Genomic DNA, 20,478 nt, shown 5'->3' with positions numbered 1-20,478 from the left:
GAATTTAAGATTGAGATGCCTCAATTCTTTTTCCTTCTCGAAGCGCTTTTTGAATACGAGAATACATTGGGCTTTTATTTTTGATAGAAAGTTCTCCCATTTTATTCAAAGCCCCATTAAATAATAGTCTGTCTCCTGCATAGAAGTTGAAGTTTGAATTTGCAAAAGCGGGATCTACTGATATAATATAGGCTTTACTTCTTCTATATACATGACAACGAATCCGTTCAAATGGATTTTGTTGTTCTGCATGTCCAGCATATGCATTCATTCCTTTGTACTTACTTCCTTTTTTATTGGAAAGGTTGCGTCGCTTTGACCCACCGATAGGGGCAACTATAACATCAGAACCGAAGGCATAAATTTCATACACTAACTCATTACTCATAAAATTACGTACTTCAATAACTGGGCGTGATAAATCTCGATCTGCAAAACCGCTGGGTTTCTTAACAGTCATTTCTAAACTCAAGATTTCTGCGACTTCTCCTGAATCAATAAAAATTATTGTATCAATCACGTTTGGAATTACTCCTAGTTCTACTCTTCGAATGAATCGTTGAACTGCATCAACTGGTTTGGATGCGTGCACGACTCCCACTAATCCAATTCCTGCCAACCTCATGTCTGCAAATATTTTAAAATCTGATTCTACTCTCACTTCATCAAAAATGGTAAAATCAGGACGAATTAATAGCAAAATATCTGATGTACCTTCAAGACTTCCATTTAAGGGTGCATACTGAGACACTTCTGGCGAAACATCCAAATCTCGCACACTTTCCATGGTTTTCACAAGTTTATTTTTTTCTAAATAAAAATCACTTAACGCTGAGATGAATGTGCTTTTTCCTGCTCCAGGATTGCCTGCCACTAATATTCCTTCTGCGATATCTAAGCGATCAAACATTTTTCGAGGGAGATCATAATCAGCGAGGGTTAAACGGACTAACGGTTTTACTGCTGTGATTTCATAGGTGTTTGAAAAAGGAGGTCGACAAATTACAATCCGATATTTCCGTAACTGAATAACTGAAACACTGTTTTCATTTCGTTCAACAAAGGATTTTTCATCGTTTTTTGCATCTCGGATAATACGATTGGCAATTTCAGCGACTTCTGAAGGTTCCATAATATCTTCGCTGATCGGCTCAAGTTTCCAATCACCAGGACGACCCCGTTTAGCCATAGGTTTGCAGTGTCCTCGTAAATGTGCACTCATTGTTTTATCGTCAAAGAAATCTTGAATTTGTTTAACATGATCTTCATGTGGTTGGATATTATCTAATTCTGGCATATTCATTGTATATAGAACGTCTATACCTTGAACTAATGCAACTGAAGACTGAACTTCATCTGCAGTAATTAAAATTGAATTGGATTTTAAAGCATCTTCTCGGATTAATGCATCAAGCTCTCCTCCGGGATTAAGTTTGATCTGTTCTAACTTTGGGCGTTCTCCAACGATGGTAGTTAAAATTTTTCCTTGCTTTTTGAGTCTATAAAGTTCGTGAAGGACTTCTAAACCTACATTTTCTTGAGCTTTTGTTTGATTTGCTTGATTTTCGATTTCGGATAACATCACACGAGAGAGAACAATCGTAGTGACTTCTACTTGAGTAACGGATTCCAATTCTGAAGGATGATAATTATCTAACACTCCATCTTCAATAAATTCAAGAATTCGGCGATTATACATAACAGATGTATCGGGTAAAAAGGTATAGGGCATTTTAAATCATTCCATTATTTTTGTTTAAAGTAATTTGTGAAAAAATATTTACAGCGAGTCGTTTACCAAAATTTTTCTTTTTTGGTATTTTCTTTTAGTTGAAATTGTTCAAGTTGATAATATGTAGGGTCTCCAAGACGATCTACAATTGCTAATATAAGTTCTTTCCGTGAGTTAAGTGTTTGTTGGGTTATTTTATCTAACTTTTGTAAATGAACTGGATTTTCTTCATCTAAGATGAAAATAAAATATTTCGCAACACCCACGGTTCGACTTGAACCTCGTGGATAAACTCGAAAATCTATCCCTTCACCATACCCCGTTCGCACGATATAACCACGTTGGCGAATATCTCGATATACGAGATATTTGACCCAGATTTTTTCATCATGTTTTGAATACAACGCAAGAATTTGTTCGGCTGTCATTTCTTGATTTTGAACATTGAAAACTTTCAAACGACTTCGTTCTATCAAGAGTAAAGCTTCAACTATTTCTAATTCGAGTTGTTTATCTGGTAATTGAGTCCCAAAATAGTTTTTATCAAATAGCTGTTGGCTTGTAAGGGAAAATGGGAGTATGACTTTTTTATCATTAAATTTCCCTTCTACTATAATTATTTCCGAAGGGTCTTCTTCTGTATGATTGTCATTTGTTTTAATTTTTGCTTGATTTGATGGATTATTCATTCAATTTCCCACTTACTATTTGATTATGAGTATAATTACTAAGATCTTAAATTTATGATAAGCAAAAAACTTTTGTAACTTTAGATTTGATTTTGAACGAGAAATCTAATTAATGATCAAATATTCAATTTATTCGAGAAATCTATTATGCGCAAAGATTATTTTTTGATTGGATTGGGAGTACGACTACTTATGCTTCTAATCTTCATATACGTTAATGAAGATGAAGTTTATAATGATGCTTCAGAAATAATCTACCAAGCACTCCAAGAATTATTGGGGGGTCGAAATCCATATTCTAAATCAGAGTATTTCCTTGCTTGGGGAAATTCACAATTCTCACAACCTTTCAATTATGGTCCTGTTACTTTGCTTGTCTATTTACCGGCTATGTTGATTCCAATTTGGTATAATAATCTCTGGATTGGAATGGCTATTATGATTAATGTTTATAGTTTTCTGATAGGGGAATATGTTTCTAAAATCGGATCTTGTGATCGAAAATGTCAGAAAAATGCTCAAATTTCTCATATTGAGAAAGATCCAAGGGAAAACCAATTATTATATTATGGGGGGATATTCTTTTGGATCATTCCCGTAGGAACAACTTGTATTACCGTATTTATCTATGCTCCTATTCTATTAACTGTCTTAGCTTTCGATAAATTGAAGAATCCGATTTTATCCAGTCTTTGTATTACTCTTGCCGCTATGTCTTATCAATTAATCTATTTATTCGTTCCAATCTATGCAGTCTATCACATGAAAAAAGGATTAAAAGATTTCGGATTTTTTATTCTTGGCGCGCTTCCAGCGATTTTTATAGGATTAATTTTTATCTTTTGGCCTTCAGGGGGTTTTATTGAAAGTCTTTTTACTTATTCCAGTAATATGCCTTATAATAAGTGCCCTAGTTGTGGAAATGATTTTGATGCTTGGTCAGTCTTTTCAATTCCTCGAATTTTATTTAATATTAGCGGTAGATCAATTCAAATTGGTCCCGAAGCGCGATTATTTATGTTTTTCATATTGGGTGTTATATGTGTGGTTTATCTATTTACAAAACGGTTTGATTCTTATGAAGAATGGTTTTTAATTAAGTATTTCATTCTATCCGTAATTTTATTTACATTGACTACAAATTATGGACAATCTCATTACTTAATCTTTTTATTTATCCCCTTACTCTATTATTTCCAAATGAAAAAACCCGATTTTCATAAACAATACCCCATCGGTGCTGGTATGTGGTCATGGGAGGATTTTGATAAATATTACAGTAAATATCATAAAGTTGCTCTTTAGGATAAAAAAGTGGAGTTCATGGAAAAAAAACAAAAAAATCTGTATTGGGGTATTTCTGTCATTATCTTTTTAATAATTGCTACCCTAGCGGTCATTATCAATTATATATCACCAACTAAAATTCAGATCTATGCAAAGAATGCACATGTATTTGTTCAAGTTGTTATTTTTATCATCTCTCTAATTATCATTGCTGTAGGGTTCTATTTTTTTAAGAAACTTGCAAATGATTTTGATAGAGAGTTTAATCAGTAGAATATCATAGCTTCTCTGGAAGTGGTCTCTTTTTAGTTTGATTAATGTATAGTGATCCAAAAAGGACAATTATTCCCAAACCTCCCAATAACCAGAAGGGTGCCCTAAATTGGTCATTTTGGTCATCAATAATATTTGAGTTTTCTATTTTTTCAAAATGACTCACATTTGTAATATTCAATCTTTTTAATCCATGCCAATTGTCTGCCAAATATAATATTTTGCCACTAATTGCTAAATCGACAGTATTTCCTCCACTGTAATAACTCTCAAGTTTCTGAGGTATTTTAGAATTAGTTAAGTCGACCGCAATTAGTCCTGATAATCCATATGCTAAAAATGCCACATCATTTTGGACTATTACATTCCAGAGGGTGCCAAATTCTTCCTTATATTCTCCGAGCATTGAAATATTAGTGGTATCTTCAACATTCAGAATTTTAAATCCTTTAGTTCCATCCGCTAGGAAAATTAAGTTATTATCTCCGGTAATTCCATAAGATTCCGTATTGATACTATAATTTCCAATAAATTCTGGGGCGGATGGGTTTGAGATATTTACAATTTCTAAGCCATCTTTCCCATCTGCCAAAAATGCATAATTATTTTTAATAAAAATTCCGTCAGTGGAATTATATTCATTACCGAAAGAAGATAAATATCGCGGATATGTAATGTCAGCAATATCGTAGATCATTAATCCTGATTCCCCCGCAGCTATGAATAACGTATTGTTCTGGATATAAACATCGTTGATAAAGCATTTTTTAGGTTGAATCTGTGAAATTTGATAAGCATAAGAACTATCTGTAAAATTAATTATTCGCACTCCATGCCCCCATCCATCTGCGATATATCCTATACCTTCTTTCACAAATAACCCCTTGGAAGTGTTTCCCCAGCGGGAAAACTGGGAGATTAAAGAAATATTAAGTGGATCCGAGATATCATAAATTTCTGTCCCTTTTTCTTGATCAACGATATACACCCTATTTCCTTCGATAAAAATGGCCTCTGATTTTGTCCCTTGCGTTAAGGAGACAGAAGTTGCACCATATCCCAATGAAAACCAATTTAATCCTATGTAGGAGTTAAAAATCAGGACTAATAACACAAACGAGAGGTAAAGTTTGGATTTTGATATGGGATATTTGAACACTTTACATAATTTAAATCAAGTTGAACGTAAAAATACTCTTAATTTATTAAAAAAACTTGTCCAAAGATGTTGGAGGTTTTATGTATGGTTGAATTAGGGAATAAACTCTTGAAGTGCTCTTCAATATATCTTTCAACTTACCTTGTTTGTGTAATTGTCCTAGGGGTTGTTTTAAATTATTGATATTCATCCCAGCCCAATAGATGTCCTTAAATGGTTTTCTTTCAAATTTAAGAATTCGTGCTTTAGTTAACAATATTTCTGCTGCTTTATAATTTTCTTTTCGATAATCTGATGGGATCCAACGGGGTACTTCAATATTCATATCATATTTCTGACACAAGTTCCAAACTTCCATGTTCTTTTGATGATAATATGCTTGGGGATGTGTCCCTTCCGGTCCAAAATGCGAAACAAATTGATGAAATAAATCTATCTTGTTCTGGCGTTCTAAATATTTCTTCAATCTTTTTAGAAAATATTTTCCTTGATTATCACGTAAGGTGACACCGGGTGCAAATAAGATATATTGTGCTCCTGCTTCTTTTCCTTTCTTAATTAATTCTTCCAAATCATTATGATCATCATGGAGCAAGGGAATAATCGGCATTAAATTAATTCCTATCTTGATATCTGGAAATTGATGAGAAATATTCTTAATTGCCGAAAATCGTTCTTCTATAGTAGATGCGCGTGGTTCTAAAAAACTTGTGAGATCTTGATCTACGCTCGTAATTGTAAATGCAATATTTGCCCAGGATTTTTTGGCAATTTCACTGAAAATATCTAAATCACGCACAATTAATTTATTTTTGGTTGAAATATTGACCGGAAAACCATGTTTTAAAATGACTTGAAGTATTTTTTTTGTATTCTCAGCAGTCTTTTCCGCAGGTTGATATCCATCGGATGTCCCTGCCATTGCTATAACATCTTTTTCAAGTGATCGGGCATTTTTGAGCTTTGAATCTAATAAATTCGCAGCATTGGTCTTAATATAAATTTTCTTGTCAAAATCTTGATGTAAATAGTAGCGATCACTCCGAGCATCACAATAGGTACAAGCATGTTCGCACCCATTATATGCATTAAGCGTATAACGACACCAAAACCACGAATCGATGTATTTCATTTTATTTAAAATAGACTTAGCATATTTCGGTTCGTAATTTACCATGAGTATATGTATGATAGGAAGATTCCAGTATAAAAGATGAACCTTCTGTTAATTTTCTAAAGTATCACGATAACAACATTGGAAATTATTAAAAATTGATGTTTATCGATAAAGTCTTTTGATCAAAAATGAGTAATATTACTTCTTAATTATTTGAAGAAGAAAGCTTATTATTTTTTTAAATTGAGTATTTTATGGCGTGAAAATCATGAATGAAAAAACAACAAATGGTTCAACTCGGAAAATTATCCTACTAATGGGTATGGGATTAAATGGTATCAGTGCTGGAGGGTGGATTCCTCCATTTGATACAAAATCTCAGTTTGATGAGATGGTTGAAGATATCTGGAATATTCTTAAATCCGTCGATACTTTAATTATTGGGCGTGTTACCTTTCAGATGTGGGAAAGTTATTGGCCATCGCGGGCTAGTGATCCATCCAGCTCCGATTTTCAAAAAAAATTTTCAGAAATCACTAATGAACTTCAAAAAATCGCCATTTCAACTACATTGCAATCCACTACGTGGCAAAATTCACGCATAATCAGTAAGGATATCCCTAACGAAATCCATCAACTTAAAAACACACCAGGTAAAAATATTGCGGTTGTTGGTGGCGCAGGAATTGCTCAATCCTTTATAAGGTGGGATTTGATCGACGAATATCAACTTTATCTTCATCCGGTGATATTTAAAGAAGGTAAAACGGTGTTAGGGTTTTTAGATGAAGACCATTTATTAGCTCTAATAGATTCCAAACATTTTCAGTCTGGTGGAATCCGATTGCATCTAAATTCTCACAAAAAGTAAAACAAATATTTGAATCCTTAATTTTAGATTCTGATTTTCTAACCCACTCAAAAACTTCTGAAAATGGCATATCTAAGTAAATGAAGAGGATAATTAAAAAAAATGTTAAATTTGCTTTGAATCCTTAAGTAGTCCATAATCTAAGGTGAATTTGAGATGGACTAAGCTTCATATTGTAAGCTTTGAAGATTTTTATAAATACCTTCTTGATTTATCAATTCAGCATGAGTTCCCTGTTCTACTATTTTTCCATTTCCAATAACGTAAATTTTATCCGCATGTTGAATGGTTGAAAGACGATGTGCGACCGCAAGGGTGGTTCTCCCGTTCATAAGAGAGTCAAGTGCTTTTTGAACTACTTGTTCAGATTCCGAATCGAGTGCAGATGTGGCTTCATCTAAAAGTAATATAGGGGCATTCTTAAGAATTGCTCGTGCGATAGCTATACGTTGGCGTTGACCACCTGAAAGGTGTGTTCCTCGTTCTCCTACTAATGTGTTATATCCATCCTTTTGCTTTGTTATGAAATTATGAGCGTATGCTGCCTTTGCTGCTTCCATTATTTCTTCAGTGGTTGCGCTTGAATTTCCATATTGAATATTCTCAGCTATAGTGCCATTAAATAAGAAAGCATTTTGAGGAACATATGCAATCATTTCCCGGAGCAGTTTTTTTGTGAAGTTGTCTATGGGTTTATTATTTATGAAAATCTTGCCTTGAGAAATCGGATATAGCCCTAACAGCAATTTTATTAATGTACTCTTACCTCCTCCACTTTCTCCAACAAATGCTATCAACTGCCCTTCTGATACTTGCATATTGAGGTGCTGAATTAAGTTATGCGAGTTATCGTAACTGAAATTTACGTTTTCAATCCTAATCATTTGATTATCATTCACATTAGAAGTCAATTCAGGTAATTCAAGAGACTCAGATGGAGTTATGGCATCTCTTTCAACGTCTTTATCCATTATTTCAAATATTCGTTTTGCTCCTGAAAAAGATGTTTGAATTCCTGTCACCTTATTTGCCAAATTGCTGAAGAAATATCCGGCATTTTCTTGCAAGTGGATTGCAGCAACAATAATTCCAATCGATATTTGTCCTTCAGTTAATAAATATAATCCTAAAATTAAAGTTCCCAAGGTTCGTATTCCTTCAAACAGCGAGTGGAAAGTATTATATATTGAAATGATGTTAGTATGTTGTATTTTATTGTCAGCCCAATCAGAATTTGATTTTTCATAAAACTTGTGAGCATTTTGTTCAAGCTGAAACATTTTTGTGACATGTATACCTTGTATCACATCGATAAGTCGTTCGGTGGAATTTCCCAAAGATTTTTGGATTAAATTACTCCGATTTCTTAGGGGTTTTGCAAACTTGAAGCTAATTATTACGATCAAAACCCCAATTCCAAGGGCGAGAAATCCAAAGCGCCAATCCATTACAAATATGGCTCCAATCGCACCCACACCAAAAAAGAGTGCAACAACGAGATCAGCAATCCAAAAACGGAAGATTGGTTCAATTACTTTAATATCATTCGTACTCCGAGAAATCAAATCACCGCTATGCTTATTTTCAAAATTTGATGTTGGTAAGCAAACGATTTTCTGGAATAAATTAATTCTGGTTTGAGAAATGACTTTCTTATTTATAGATCTCAAAGTATATTGTGTGATCATCCACAATGGAACACCAATAACAAACGTAACTACAGCTAATAGAATCGCTTTATTTATAAAACTGAAATTCCCTGTTATGGCAGCATCGAATACATTTTTTTGAATGAACGCTAAAACCATATTGAACCCAAAAGCGATATTGATGCTGTAAATGATCACTATGATAACATAAAACCATATTTTTGATCCTAACATTGAAAATATGCGAGCGGTTTCACTTTTATTTTGATTATTGTGCATTTATGATCGCCCCCTCCATTTTTTTACTTTTGGAATTCATATCATTCATTTGCTTAAGATATAACCGTTTGTAAAGTCCGTCGGACCCCAATAGTTCATCGTGTGTTCCTTTTTCTACGATTTTTCCATTATTTAGAACAACTATGTTATCAACATTTTTTAATGACGATAAACGATGAGCGACGATAATAACTGTTTTATTTTTCATATATTTTTCGAGGATATTTTGAATAATTGCTTCTGATACATTATCCAAAGCAGAAGTGGGTTCATCAAGAAGCAAGATCGGGGCATCCTTTAAAATTGCTCTTGCAAGTGCAATCCGTTGCTTTTCTCCCCCGGAGAGTTTTGATCCCCATTCTCCGACTTCGGTTTCATAACCATTTGGCAATTGCATTATAAAATTATGGGCATTAGCGTACTTGGCTGCTGATATAATTTCATCATCGGTTGCTCCTATTTTGCCATATCCAATATTTTCCTTTATTGTTGTTGGAAATAAGTAGGATTCTTGGGAAACCAAGGAAATTTTGGATCGAATCTGAGAGAGATTGGATAGAAATAAATTGTTTCCATATATTCTTATTTCGCCCTCTTGAGGTTCGTAAAAACCGCAAAGAATTTTTAAAATCGTACTTTTACCACAACCGGATGGACCAACTAAGGCAGTTGTTTCTCCTTCCTTAATTTGGAGATTCAAATTATCAAGGAGCATCCTTTCTTTGCTATAATTGAACACTAAATTCTTTATTTCAATCGGATGCTGCAAATGATCAAATGTTATCGATTGAACTTGGGAATTTTCCTTAGAGTGTTCAAGGATTTCAAAGATTCGGTTAATAGCAGGAGTAACTTCGCGAAAAACTTTTAGAGAATCTAATATATTTTCGATTGGGAGGAATACCAGCCATATTAAACTCATACTTGCGAGCAATCCTCCTACTGTGATTTCTCCTGTATACGCCAAATAACCTCCATAAAGTGGACAAACCAGTTGAGGGATATACCTTAATCCAATGAAAAGAGCTACTGAGATTGCGTTGCTTTTCTCGATTTCCAATCCCGCTTCTTGTGCTTTTTTAACCGTCTTTCTAAATTTTTTTATAAAGGTGTTTTCTAAGTTAAACGCTTTAATTATATTGTTACCACGAATTGCATCTTGAGTAATTATATTCGCTTTGGCAATTTCTTCCAACTCTTTTTTCGAATTTTTTCCTATTGGCTTGATTACTTTGTTAAATAAAATTGCTGAAATTGGAATAAGGATGATTGTAGCAAGAAGTAATTTCCATGAGATGAGTGCCATATATATAAATCCCAGAATGAATACTATTGGTTGCATTATAAGAATATAGATCTTTCTTAGTAGTTCAGTTATCTTATCAACATCATTATTCAAACGAGATACTAAATCTCCCGAATGAAATGTTTCAATGAAAGAAATAGGCAATTTTTGAATCCGTGTGGAAATCAAATTGCGAAAATCTCGAATTGTGAGAATTTCATATCTATTAGAGGATTGTTCGTATAAAAATTTGTGAAACAATTTCATGAACATGAATAACACGGCCCATAACAAAAGTGATTGAAATTCAGCGAATTGATTATTGATGGCAGTATTTGTCAAATTCAGAAGGAAAAATGGGAATATAACTTCCATGAATCCTCCCAAAATTGCACAGAATATAAGTAAAATAAGCCAGAATCGATGTTTTGTTATGTAAGGTAATACTTTTGAGAAATGTTTTTGATTTTTTCTATTGTCATCTGTTTTTTGCATAATTTTTTTTCTCCAGATAGGAAATTGTAAAAAAAGTGTGAGTAAAATGATACTTCGTTAGACACTGAATTCTATTTGACTGCAAAAGCGAATTTTGCTCAAGCATCCGATCTTTGAAAAACTAGCAGGGAGATTGACCATGTCGCAATGTGTGATTTTATAAATTTTTTGTAAAAATGGAATTTCTTTGACATCATCCGAGATAACAACTCGTCCGACATGTGAGATAGCAATATTTCCAGAAATTTGTTCCAGATCTTCTGCAGAAACAATTACTTCGTTAAGATGACTTATCTTTGCTTCAGGAGGGAGGGGAAAGTAATTTGTCAATTCAGAAGAAATGTTCTCTACACTTTCGTTTTCAATAACATGCTGCATGAGAATATTAATCATGTCAGAAGATGAAACATGCAAGTTTTGTAGGATCTGGGAATATTTTTGGAATAATTCTTCAGGAACTTTATCAATTACAATGCCCATGGATTGGCGATTGCTATAATGATGTGTGTTTTGGACTAGCAAATAACTCTCCAAAAATGTTGTTATTTGTGCCAGGGAATTTTCATCCAATTGTTGATTTAATTCGAGCTGGGACAATTCTTGTTTCGCAGATTTCACTAATTCATCCATATTGTAAGTTCGAATTTCCATGTTAATTCTCCTCTTTCACATCATAAAATTCAACATTCTCGCAAAAAGCAACTTTTGATAGAATTAGCAAACGTGGGAGCGTTTTTGGAAACCTAACTGTTTCACAATGAGTTATTTTTAGAACATGTGCTAAGAAAGTTTCTTTGCTAACATCACTCGCAAATTCAACATTTTCACAATGAGATATCTTGAAAGCTCTACCTGTTTCTTCTAAATCTTCATTTGCAATCATCAATTTGTTTTGATGACTTATTTTTAATTGAGCTAAACTACTTAATCGAAGTGATTTTGCAGAAAAGTCCGGAAACTTGTCATCATATGTATCAACAACTTCTTGCATTAGTTTTGAGACTGCATCTCCCATGCTAATGTCCATCATCTTTATTTTATTGGAAAACTGATTGTAGATTTCAGCATCCACACCGCGTATTGAAATTGATTTCAATTTTTCATTCTGTTCTTCAGACATTGATTTCACCAAAATACATGTTTTACGTGTAATACAATTATTACATGTTTTTACCCTTATTTAAAGGTTTGCAAAAAAATACTTGTATTTTTTTTTTTTTATTATAAAATTGATCTTTTTCTGAAATTTTCCTTGCTTCATTTTCCTATCAAAGAACATCTCTTGAAGAAAAATGTAAATTTAGCGAAATTACCATAAATTAAACAAAAAATAATCGGGTTTTATAGAGGTAAAATGTGTCCGACTTCAAGTTTTTGTGCTTTTTTATAAATTAGTGATGCCACGACCATATCTTCCAGGGCTAAGCCTAAATTCATTGTAATTATTCGGTCTGATGCATTGGTTCTTCCACTTTTTGTTCCTACACATAATTCTCCCAAATCAGCACTGACGGGGGGAGTGTTTGTAAAATATCCTAAAGAACGATAATAGTCCATTTGATGGGTGTCGTCTGTAAATAATCCATCAACTTCACCTAATGCTTCTCCTGTCCAATAAGAATCAAAATCAACTGCACTTCCAAAAGCTCCTTCCTTCATCCATCCTTTTTCTATAGTTGGGTGAGGATTTTTTAGAATGGGACCGCTTGTGACTATGATATCACTGCCTAATACCGCAGATCGCGGATCTTTCATGACTTCTATAGGAAGATCGAGTTTTTTTCCCATTTCATCGGCATATTTCTGGGCAGATTGTGCAAAAATATCATAGACGTTTACCTTCTTGATATTAAATACGCAAGATAAGGCTTCTAAATTACTTCGGCCTTGGACTCCACAAGCCAATATTCCGACTTGAGAACTGTTGGGGTTCGCTAAATATTTCGCTGCTACGGCTGTTGCGGCTCCGGTTCTCATAGCTGTTATCCACGTACAATCCATCACAGCTATCGGAAATCCGGTTGTAGCATCATTTAAAATTAACAGTCCAGAAATGAAGGGGAGGTTTTTTTTATGGTTTTCTGGGAAAGCTGAGACCCATTTAATACCTGCTGATTGGAAAGCTGGAATGTAAGCGGGCATTGCATGGATATATGAATCCTCTGAAAAATGAATACCTGGCTTTGGAGGCATCTCAACTCTCCCTTGACCCTTCTCAAAAAACATTTTTTCCAATGTTGAAATGATTTCGGACATGGGAATGTTGATCTTTTCAATGTCCGATCGAGAGAGATAGAGTAGATTTTTTCCTTCCATTATATATCATCTTCTGGTTCTTTCTTAAATAATCTTTGGGCGGAAGGCGTGATAGCAATACCTCCTAATGCGGTACATCGCAATTCGGAGGGTAACATCTTTCCTGAGCTATCGGAAGCATCAATTGAATCATCGAGGGTGATATGGTTTGAATACCCCCCTAGTACTAAATCGCAACAAACGAATGCATTTGATGCGGCTACCGCATTTCGGGTATGACAGGGTATTTCACAAAATCCAGCAACTAAGTCGCACACTAAGCCCATTGTATTTTGTAGACAAATGGCGGCAGCATCCAAAGCATTATTAACTGATCCACTTGCGGCTTCAACTACTGCTGCAGCTGCCATCGCTCCAGCAATTCCAATTTCCACTTGACATCCTGCCACCTCAGCGGCAAAGGTTGATCGAATGGCATGAATTAATCCTACCCCTCCTGCTGCGAAGGCACAATATACCAAGTCCTTCAAGTTTATATTAAAATCATGGTATAGGGTGTATAACGTTGCGGGAATAACGCCTGAAGATCCTCCTGTTGGAGCTGCACAAACATATCCTCCGGAAGATGCAATTTCCATAGTTGCCATTGCACGAATTGCTGCTAAGGTGTTATGAGAATTACTGAAGAGTGCGTTTTTATTACTTTGGTTGGCTAACTTGGAAGCGGAGCTATCTAAAGTCTTCATTCCTGCAATTTTAGATTCTAATCCTGCTTCTACCGATTTCAACATAATTACGACTCTCTTTTCCATTTCCTTCAATATATTCTCCTTGGAAGTTTGTAATAAATTCATTTCATACTCAAGAGCAGCTTCTCCAAGTGATAAACTTTCTGCTTCGGCATATTCTCTCATTTTCTTCGCTGAGTTAAATATTTGGCTTCCTTTCATAACTTTGAATGTAGGCTCGGAAGTCCAGATTTTTACATTTGGAAGAGATGTTAGGTGTGTGATCCAAGTTATAGGGGTTTTGTAATCTAATTTTACTTGAAGAAATTGTGCATTTTGCTGGATTTCTGATTTTTTTTGCTTTTGAAAATTCATTATGTTCATTCCCAGCTTTTTTGATTGGATATCAAGATAATTTCTTATCTCTGCTTCTTGTTCAGTTGGAAACCTTATTAGAAGATCATAGGTTTGGCCATCAATGGAAGTCTTCCATCCATTCACACTATCTATGGCAATAGTTCCACCACCTGTAGATCGTGCAGTTAACTCGATTTTCTCTCCATGTCTTGAAGAAAGTTTTAATTCCATGTAGTTTGGGTGATTCGCCTCAGGTAAACGTTTAGTTTGAAAATGAACTGCTATATTTTTGCTTCTAGCTATTCTTTTGACTTCAAGAAATTCGTGAGAATCCATCGAAATGTTTAGTAATCCTGCTATGAAACCAAATTCGGAATTCTGATATTTATAGACTTTTCCAAATGAACCATTCTCATCAAAAAATATCTCCACGGAGTCAATTTCATCCCCGATTAAATATCGAGAAATAGTTCCAATAAAATAGGATGCTCCAGTATGAGAACTGGATGGACCTCGGGTTAAGGGTCCAATTACATCATTAAAAATACTTCGTTTTGTCATAAAACACTTTCTTCTCCTTAATTCTACCTTAAGAATTCATTGTTTTTTAGGATCACAGTAAAGTTACTGAGGGATTTAGCTTCATTTTAGATATTGAATGATTGAAATTTAATGTTATATTATTGATAATATCGCTGATGTCAGACTATATTATATTATGTGATTTTGATGGTACCATTTCACTTCAAGATACGTGTGTCCCTATCTTAGAGCAATTTGCTGATGGGGATTGGGAATTGTATGATGACCTTTTAAGTAAGGGGCAGATAGACTTGCATGAATGTATGCGAAAACAATTTGGAATGATCCGAGCGGATATCTCTACTATTTTAAGAACATTAGGATCAGTTCCAATTCGATCTGGATTTGCTGAGTTTGTTTCCTTTAGTCTTTCAGAAGGAATTGAATTCGTAATTGTGAGTGCTGGCTTGGATTTCATCATCAAATCAGTGTTATTGGAAAATAATCTTGATCTACCTGTTGTATCCGCGAAAGTAGTAGATGAAAGATTTAACCTTGAATTTCCCGCTTTACATTATCCTGATTCCATAGATTTTAAAGCTGATCAAGTTAAATTTTATCAAACTCAGAAAAAGAAAGTGATATTTATTGGAGATGGAAATTCCGATTTACAAGGAGCTTTGCAAGCAGATGTAGTTTTTGCTGTTAAGAGCAGTTTTCTCAATTCCCATTTTGAAAACAGCTTTTCAAATTTCTTAGAACTAAAAAAGTGCTTGAAAAAACATATAATATCACCATTTTAATTAAAATCATATTACTTTGATAACTAAAGTAGTGAAATTTTAGTGGTTATTCATATTGGGTATTCTGGAACTTTTTTGAAAATTTAACTAAATGTTAGAAATACCTTACATTTTTATAATCGAAGTTTTTAAATTAGATTGATGTAAGAAATACCTTACATTTTGCAAAAATTCAGAAAAAAAAGAGAAAAAAAAATGATAACAAATCCAATTTTAGATGAAACACAGAAAAATCGACCTGATCCAATGTATCCTGATTTTTTAATGAAAAAATGGCTTTTTATAAGTATATGGTGGGCCCTTTTTATATGGGCTTGCGTATTTTCCTATATTTTCTTCCTTACTCTGACCGAAGGGGCAATTTTATGGACCATCCTAAGTTTACCAATAACTTACATTGGAATTACCCTTCCCTTTTACCCATTTATGAAATGGTATAATAGAAAATTTGTCGAAAATCATTGGTGGGTTTTAGGAGAAAAAAAATTGTTTGTCAAGCGAGGTGTTTTTACTAGTCATTTAGCTCGAATTGATTATGAAAGAATCCAGAATGTAAACCTCGTTCAATCGTTTTTAGAAAAAATGCTCGGGTTTTATAGGATTCAAATCGAAACTGCTGGCTCTTCCGCTCAAACTTCAGAAGGAAGGCTAATGGGGTTGAAAAATCCTGAAGAAATGGTAAGAGCAATAACAGAGAAAACTTCTGTTCATGATATTGTTGAAAAGATCTCGGAGAACACCTCCAAATATGGCGGAATTGTTTTTGAAAATAACAATCTCGCTTTTGATCAATTCATTGCCTACGTGCTGTCAAAATTGCAGGAAAGTGGTAAAATGAAATCAAAAATTAAAGAATTACGGAAAAAAAAAAATTTAACACAAGCAGAACTTGCGGACAAATGCAATGTGACTCGCCAAACCATTATTTATCTTGAACAAGGAAAATATGTACCCTCATTAACATTAGCGATGCAACTGGCTAAAATCTTAGGTGTAATTATTGAAGAGATATTCGAATTAGAAGACTCAGATATAAATAAGAAACGTGGAAAAATGGACTAATTTTAGCCTTTTCCGCTATTTTTTTTGATTTCTTTGTTAATTTCGGGAATCATCATATCCTCAAAGCCAAAAATTGGAAAAAAAAATTTCATGCTAATAGATTCTTCAAAGCCATTTTTTTAATATCTAGAGCGATTTTTGTGGCTAGTTGCTCCTCTGCAAATTCCAATAATATACTCATCTTATTAGAACAAGTTACAACTCCAATAACGAGATTAACTGTTGCTAAAGGGAAAGCCCCACCTGGTTGCATTATTAAACGATCTAACTCCAAATCTCCATATTTTTGAGGAAAATTCAATCGAGTGAGATTAGTGACTGCTGTTCCCATTACTATCTTGTCTAGAGTGTCCGCTTTACTCCGTTTTAAGAGTTTTTGGAGCGTGTCTTCACGCTTGTGGAAATCTGATAATTTCTCATATCTTGAAAAATCCGCAGGAACTAATCCTCCTAATAATTTCATATGGCGTGCTTCCATCAAACTTGGTTCCAGAACTGCAAAAGTTTTAGGATCTTTAAAGAAATTTTTGGTGGTATACATTTTTTTAGCAGTTTTATGAAATGTACGAGCATTTTCCCAAAAATTTTTCTTTGAATTATATTTAAATTTGATATTCACTGCTCCAGCGTAAAAGCCCATTCCTTCACCCTCTGGAGGGGTGAGCTTATTTCGCAAATTTACTCCCACTCCGGTTATAGATAATCCAGATTTTAATTCTTTATAATTACTTTGAGCTCCAATAAAAGCTGCACTTAAGGCTGAATTTACGGATACGTTTTCTTGTTTACACTTTTTAATGAGTAATGCTGTCTGTGCTTCATCAAGTTCAATGGAAATTGATTTGTGGTGGTAGTTTTCCCAGTAAACTTTATGGACATTTAGATAGTCTTCTTGATCAAAACCAATTTTTTCTGCTTCCCATTTCAAGTTGATTTTTGTCATGATTTTTTGAATAAACCCACTCAATTGTTGATCTTCTGGGATATTTTCCTTAGTGAGAGGTATTGGATCTGGTAAGATTGATAAATCGGATGTTGGATTTCCTAAACATTCCATTAAATCTCTTGCGAGATATGCTAAAGATATGCCATCACATATAATATGATGACAAAATATTAATAAATCCGACACATCTTCAGACTTTAACAAGTAAAATCTAATTGCAGGGCGTTTATCAAAATCAAATGGAAATCTACAGGCATCATCATAAACTTTAATCCAAGTTTCATCATTCGATCGATCAATTACTTCAATAGGAATATCTTCAACATCCTTAGAAGAAAACCATGGAGTATTCTTTTTATCAATCAAAATTTTTGTTCTCAAAAGTGTGTGTCGTTGCTGAACTTTCTTGACTGCATTGTTGACCATCTCTTCTGTAACTTTTCCATTAATTCGTGCAACCATTGATACAATAGAATAAGGTGACAAATTTAACATGCGTTCCCAGCTTGTTAATGGCCGGGTATAATGGTGATCTAATTGTGTGTGGTTCATTTTTTTAATCCTCGCGGGTTTTAGTTATCAAAAAATATTTATGTTATAATTTAATTAAGACAATTAGAATATTTAAATATTTTCTATATTTTTAGAAAATTCAGAAACTTATATATATTTAATTTTCCTTACCAATTATAGAAGCTATTATTAACATTAATTTTCTGAAAAATTTAAAAAATTGATTTGATATAGTTTAGCATATCTCAGGTTGATTAGAAAAAATGGGTATAGAGGAAATAAAAAAGGAATTCATTCTATTAATGGAAGAAGCCCATCAAGGATTATTATTTCCAAAAAATTATTTTGGGTGCATGATGGCAATATTTATTGAACAAGAGCCAGTAACTCAAGATCGAATTGAAGAATTGACTGGATACTCCAAAACGACTATTTCTCAAATCATCAAATTAATCCAAATGAATATTCAATTAGAAAAACTAAAAAAACCAAAAATACGCAAGAAGTTTTATTCTATAGAAACCCCACCTCGTGAATTTATGCTGAAATTTTTGCGAAGGATTATGGATTCCTATCAGAATAGAGCAGATTTTGTCCCTCCCTTAATTGAAGAAATTTTACCCTATGTAGATAAACACATCAGATTCAGAAATTTTTATGTATTCCTAAAAAAACTCTATGCATCATCAGCACTGTACATCAACCTTATTGTTGAAACTTCAAAAGAATTAGAAGATTTAATATATACAGGTCAAATTCAAGGCACTTCTTTACTTAATAATAATTTAATGAGTTCCCCAGAAAATCTCAAATATTTACAAGAAATAATGAAACCTCCTCAACCTTCAAATTCCATTGCAGAAAATCCTATTCTCTCTGAAGAATTATCTGAAATATTCTTCAGTATAAAAAATAGGTTTTATCAACAACTAAGTGCCAATCTAACTTTAAATGAATCACAATTCATGTCTGCACGGAGAATGATAGCTACGGAGCTATTACTGGAAAATAGACCATTGACCCAAGAAGATATTGAAAAATCGACTCATTTTGCACGAAGTTTAATTTCAGATGTCTTAGCTCTTCTTTTGAATTGGAAAATGATTCAAGTAATTAAAAAACCTCATGATAGAAAGAATTATTATTTGATGAATCAATCATGGGATGTTAGAATGATAAATAGATTAAGAATTAATAAGAAATACGCTGACGATTTATCTCAAAAAATTATATCATTGATAGAAAAAGCTAATGAAGAACTTCAATCTGATAAAAGAGATGCTCTTGTCGATATTTTAGAACAAATAAGGCACTCTTTTTTCCAGTATGGGCAATATTTTAAGTTTTTAGAATTGAAATACTTAAATGATCGAGTACAAAAACACTTAGATGAGGAAAAATCCCAGAATGAACACAAAGCATAGAATTTTATTTAAAGCAGCTCAAAATATGAGTGAAATTGCCCCTGAATCAGTGGATCTTGTAATTACATCTCCCCCGTATCCTATGATTGAGATGTGGGATGAGATTTTTGCCAATCAGAATCCAAAAATAACTGAGGCATTAGAAAAAAAAGATGGAAATCTTGCCTTTTCTTTAATGCATTTGGAATTGGATAAAATTTGGATGGAAATATCAAGAATTCTTACACCAGGTGGAATTGTTTGTATTAACATAGGAGATACTACCCGAACCATAGCTAAACGGTTTCAATTATATCCCTCTCACTCAAAAATTATTGAGTGTTTTATAAACCTTGGATTCCAATCATTACCCGAAATATTATGGCGGAAACAAACAAATGCCCCAAACAAATTCATGGGTTCGGGAATGCTTCCCCCTGGGGCATATGTGACTTTAGAACACGAGTATATTCTTATATTTCGGAAGGGAAATAAAAAGGAATTCAAATCTGATTCGGAAAAGCAAAACCGAAGAGAAAGTGCCTATTTCTGGGAAGAACGTAATGTGTGGTTTTCAGATATTTGGGATTTTAAAGGAATTTCACAAGGTATTAACAATTCAAAAACAAGGGAAAGAAGCGCCGCCTATCCTTTTGAACTCGCTTATCGATTAATCAACATGTTTTCGGTAAAAGATGACACTATTTTGGATCCATTCTTAGGAACAGGGACTACCATGCTTGCGGCAATTGCTTCAGAAAGAAACTCTATTGGCTATGAAATCGATGAAAAATTTCGTGAAATTATTCAAGAAACCATCAAATCTTCAGCTTCACAGATAAATGAATATATTGAAAATAGAATTGAAAAACATCGATCTTTCATCGCAGATAGAGTTGAAAAGAAAGGACCTACAAAATATATGAACGATTATTACAATTTTCCTGTGATAACACGACAAGAAGTTATGCTTATAATCAGAAAAATTCAAAACATCAATGTACTTCAACCTACGAGCTTTGAAATTGAATATTCATAGGGATGTTAATCAG

18 protein-coding genes are annotated in these 20,478 nt (G+C 33.6%); 7 read left to right on the top strand and 11 right to left on the bottom strand.

Annotated features, from left to right (window positions below; genetic code table 11):
* Window positions 1-4: 4 nt before the first annotated feature.
* Together NEF87_RS03295 and endA are read right to left on the bottom strand one after the other, a co-directional pair.
* Window positions 5-1,732: a PIN domain-containing protein gene (locus NEF87_RS03295; RefSeq protein WP_457918636.1), complete on the bottom strand. Its 1,728-nt coding sequence runs from the start codon at window positions 1,730-1,732 to the stop codon at window positions 5-7.
* Window positions 1,733-1,794: 62 nt separating this feature from the next.
* Window positions 1,795-2,421, bottom strand: coding sequence for a tRNA-intron lyase (gene endA / locus NEF87_RS03290; RefSeq protein WP_371804970.1), 627 nt, complete (start codon window positions 2,419-2,421; stop codon window positions 1,795-1,797).
* Between the two features lie 147 nt (window positions 2,422-2,568).
* Here endA and NEF87_RS03285 point away from each other — a divergent pair, with 147 nt between their 5' ends.
* Window positions 2,569-3,726 carry a hypothetical protein gene (locus tag NEF87_RS03285; RefSeq protein ID WP_457918635.1) on the top strand — a complete coding sequence of 386 codons (1,158 nt, stop codon included), beginning with the start codon at window positions 2,569-2,571 and terminating at the stop codon, window positions 3,724-3,726.
* An 18-nt stretch (window positions 3,727-3,744) separates the two neighbouring features.
* On the top strand, window positions 3,745-3,981 hold the full coding sequence (locus NEF87_RS03280) for a hypothetical protein (protein ID WP_457918634.1): 237 nt from the start codon (window positions 3,745-3,747) through the stop codon (window positions 3,979-3,981).
* Between the two features lie 4 nt (window positions 3,982-3,985).
* Here NEF87_RS03280 and NEF87_RS03275 read toward each other — a convergent pair whose 3' ends face one another.
* On the bottom strand, window positions 3,986-5,140 hold the full coding sequence (locus NEF87_RS03275) for an LVIVD repeat-containing protein (protein WP_457918633.1): 1,155 nt from the start codon (window positions 5,138-5,140) through the stop codon (window positions 3,986-3,988).
* A 46-nt stretch (window positions 5,141-5,186) separates the two neighbouring features.
* Window positions 5,187-6,317 carry a radical SAM protein gene (locus NEF87_RS03270; protein ID WP_457918632.1) on the bottom strand — a complete coding sequence of 377 codons (1,131 nt, stop codon included), beginning with the start codon at window positions 6,315-6,317 and terminating at the stop codon, window positions 5,187-5,189.
* 208 nt (window positions 6,318-6,525) lie between these two features.
* Between NEF87_RS03270 and NEF87_RS03265 the strand changes: the two genes are divergently transcribed.
* Window positions 6,526-7,128 (top strand): dihydrofolate reductase family protein, encoded by a 603-nt coding sequence (locus tag NEF87_RS03265; RefSeq protein WP_371804965.1) that lies wholly within the window; start codon window positions 6,526-6,528, stop codon window positions 7,126-7,128.
* Between the two features lie 161 nt (window positions 7,129-7,289).
* Here the strand turns inward: NEF87_RS03265 and NEF87_RS03260 are convergent, their stop codons facing one another.
* From NEF87_RS03260 to NEF87_RS03235, 6 genes are all read right to left on the bottom strand, one after another.
* Complete coding sequence (locus NEF87_RS03260; RefSeq protein ID WP_457918631.1) at window positions 7,290-9,056, bottom strand: ABC transporter ATP-binding protein; 1,767 nt, start codon at window positions 9,054-9,056, stop codon at window positions 7,290-7,292.
* Window positions 9,046-10,836, bottom strand: a complete 1,791-nt coding sequence (locus tag NEF87_RS03255) for an ABC transporter ATP-binding protein (RefSeq protein ID WP_457918630.1) — start codon at window positions 10,834-10,836, stop codon at window positions 9,046-9,048. Before NEF87_RS03255 ends, NEF87_RS03260 begins: the two co-directional genes overlap by 11 nt.
* A gap of 57 nt (window positions 10,837-10,893) precedes the next feature.
* Window positions 10,894-11,487: a hypothetical protein gene (locus tag NEF87_RS03250; protein WP_457918629.1), complete on the bottom strand. Its 594-nt coding sequence runs from the start codon at window positions 11,485-11,487 to the stop codon at window positions 10,894-10,896.
* A gap of 1 nt (window position 11,488) precedes the next feature.
* A complete protein-coding gene (locus tag NEF87_RS03245) occupies window positions 11,489-11,956 on the bottom strand; it encodes a hypothetical protein (RefSeq protein WP_457918628.1) in 468 nt (155 codons plus the stop codon).
* Window positions 11,957-12,177: 221 nt separating this feature from the next.
* Window positions 12,178-13,152, bottom strand: a complete 975-nt coding sequence (locus NEF87_RS03240) for an ornithine cyclodeaminase family protein (RefSeq protein ID WP_457918627.1) — start codon at window positions 13,150-13,152, stop codon at window positions 12,178-12,180.
* Complete coding sequence (locus tag NEF87_RS03235) at window positions 13,152-14,738, bottom strand: L-serine ammonia-lyase, iron-sulfur-dependent, subunit alpha (protein WP_457918626.1); 1,587 nt, start codon at window positions 14,736-14,738, stop codon at window positions 13,152-13,154. The genes NEF87_RS03240 and NEF87_RS03235 overlap by 1 nt, the downstream gene beginning before the upstream one ends.
* Before the next feature lie 137 nt (window positions 14,739-14,875).
* On the opposite strand from NEF87_RS03235, the gene NEF87_RS03230 reads away from it, so the two are divergent.
* Window positions 14,876-15,502, top strand: a complete 627-nt coding sequence (locus tag NEF87_RS03230; protein ID WP_457918625.1) for an MtnX-like HAD-IB family phosphatase — start codon at window positions 14,876-14,878, stop codon at window positions 15,500-15,502.
* 195 nt (window positions 15,503-15,697) lie between these two features.
* Window positions 15,698-16,564 carry a helix-turn-helix domain-containing protein gene (locus tag NEF87_RS03225; protein ID WP_457918624.1) on the top strand — a complete coding sequence of 289 codons (867 nt, stop codon included), beginning with the start codon at window positions 15,698-15,700 and terminating at the stop codon, window positions 16,562-16,564.
* 88 nt (window positions 16,565-16,652) lie between these two features.
* Here the strand turns inward: NEF87_RS03225 and NEF87_RS03220 are convergent, their stop codons facing one another.
* A complete protein-coding gene (locus NEF87_RS03220; protein WP_457918623.1) occupies window positions 16,653-18,062 on the bottom strand; it encodes a condensation domain-containing protein in 1,410 nt (469 codons plus the stop codon).
* Window positions 18,063-18,286: 224 nt separating this feature from the next.
* Here NEF87_RS03220 and NEF87_RS03215 point away from each other — a divergent pair, with 224 nt between their 5' ends.
* Both NEF87_RS03215 and NEF87_RS03210 read left to right on the top strand, forming a co-directional pair.
* Entirely contained in the window at window positions 18,287-19,447 is a 1,161-nt protein-coding gene (locus NEF87_RS03215; protein ID WP_457918622.1) for a hypothetical protein, read from the top strand.
* Window positions 19,431-20,465, top strand: a complete 1,035-nt coding sequence (locus NEF87_RS03210; RefSeq protein WP_457918621.1) for a DNA-methyltransferase — start codon at window positions 19,431-19,433, stop codon at window positions 20,463-20,465. The genes NEF87_RS03215 and NEF87_RS03210 overlap by 17 nt, the downstream gene beginning before the upstream one ends.
* Window positions 20,466-20,478 lie beyond the last annotated feature (13 nt).

Origin of the sequence: Candidatus Lokiarchaeum ossiferum (genome assembly GCA_025839675.1) — an archaeon.
GTDB classification, from domain to species: Archaea; Asgardarchaeota; Lokiarchaeia; order Sigyniarchaeales; family Promethearchaeaceae; genus Lokiarchaeum; species Lokiarchaeum ossiferum.
The sequence above is the reverse complement of the archived record's forward strand: the minus strand, read 5'-3'. Positions and strand labels throughout refer to the sequence as shown.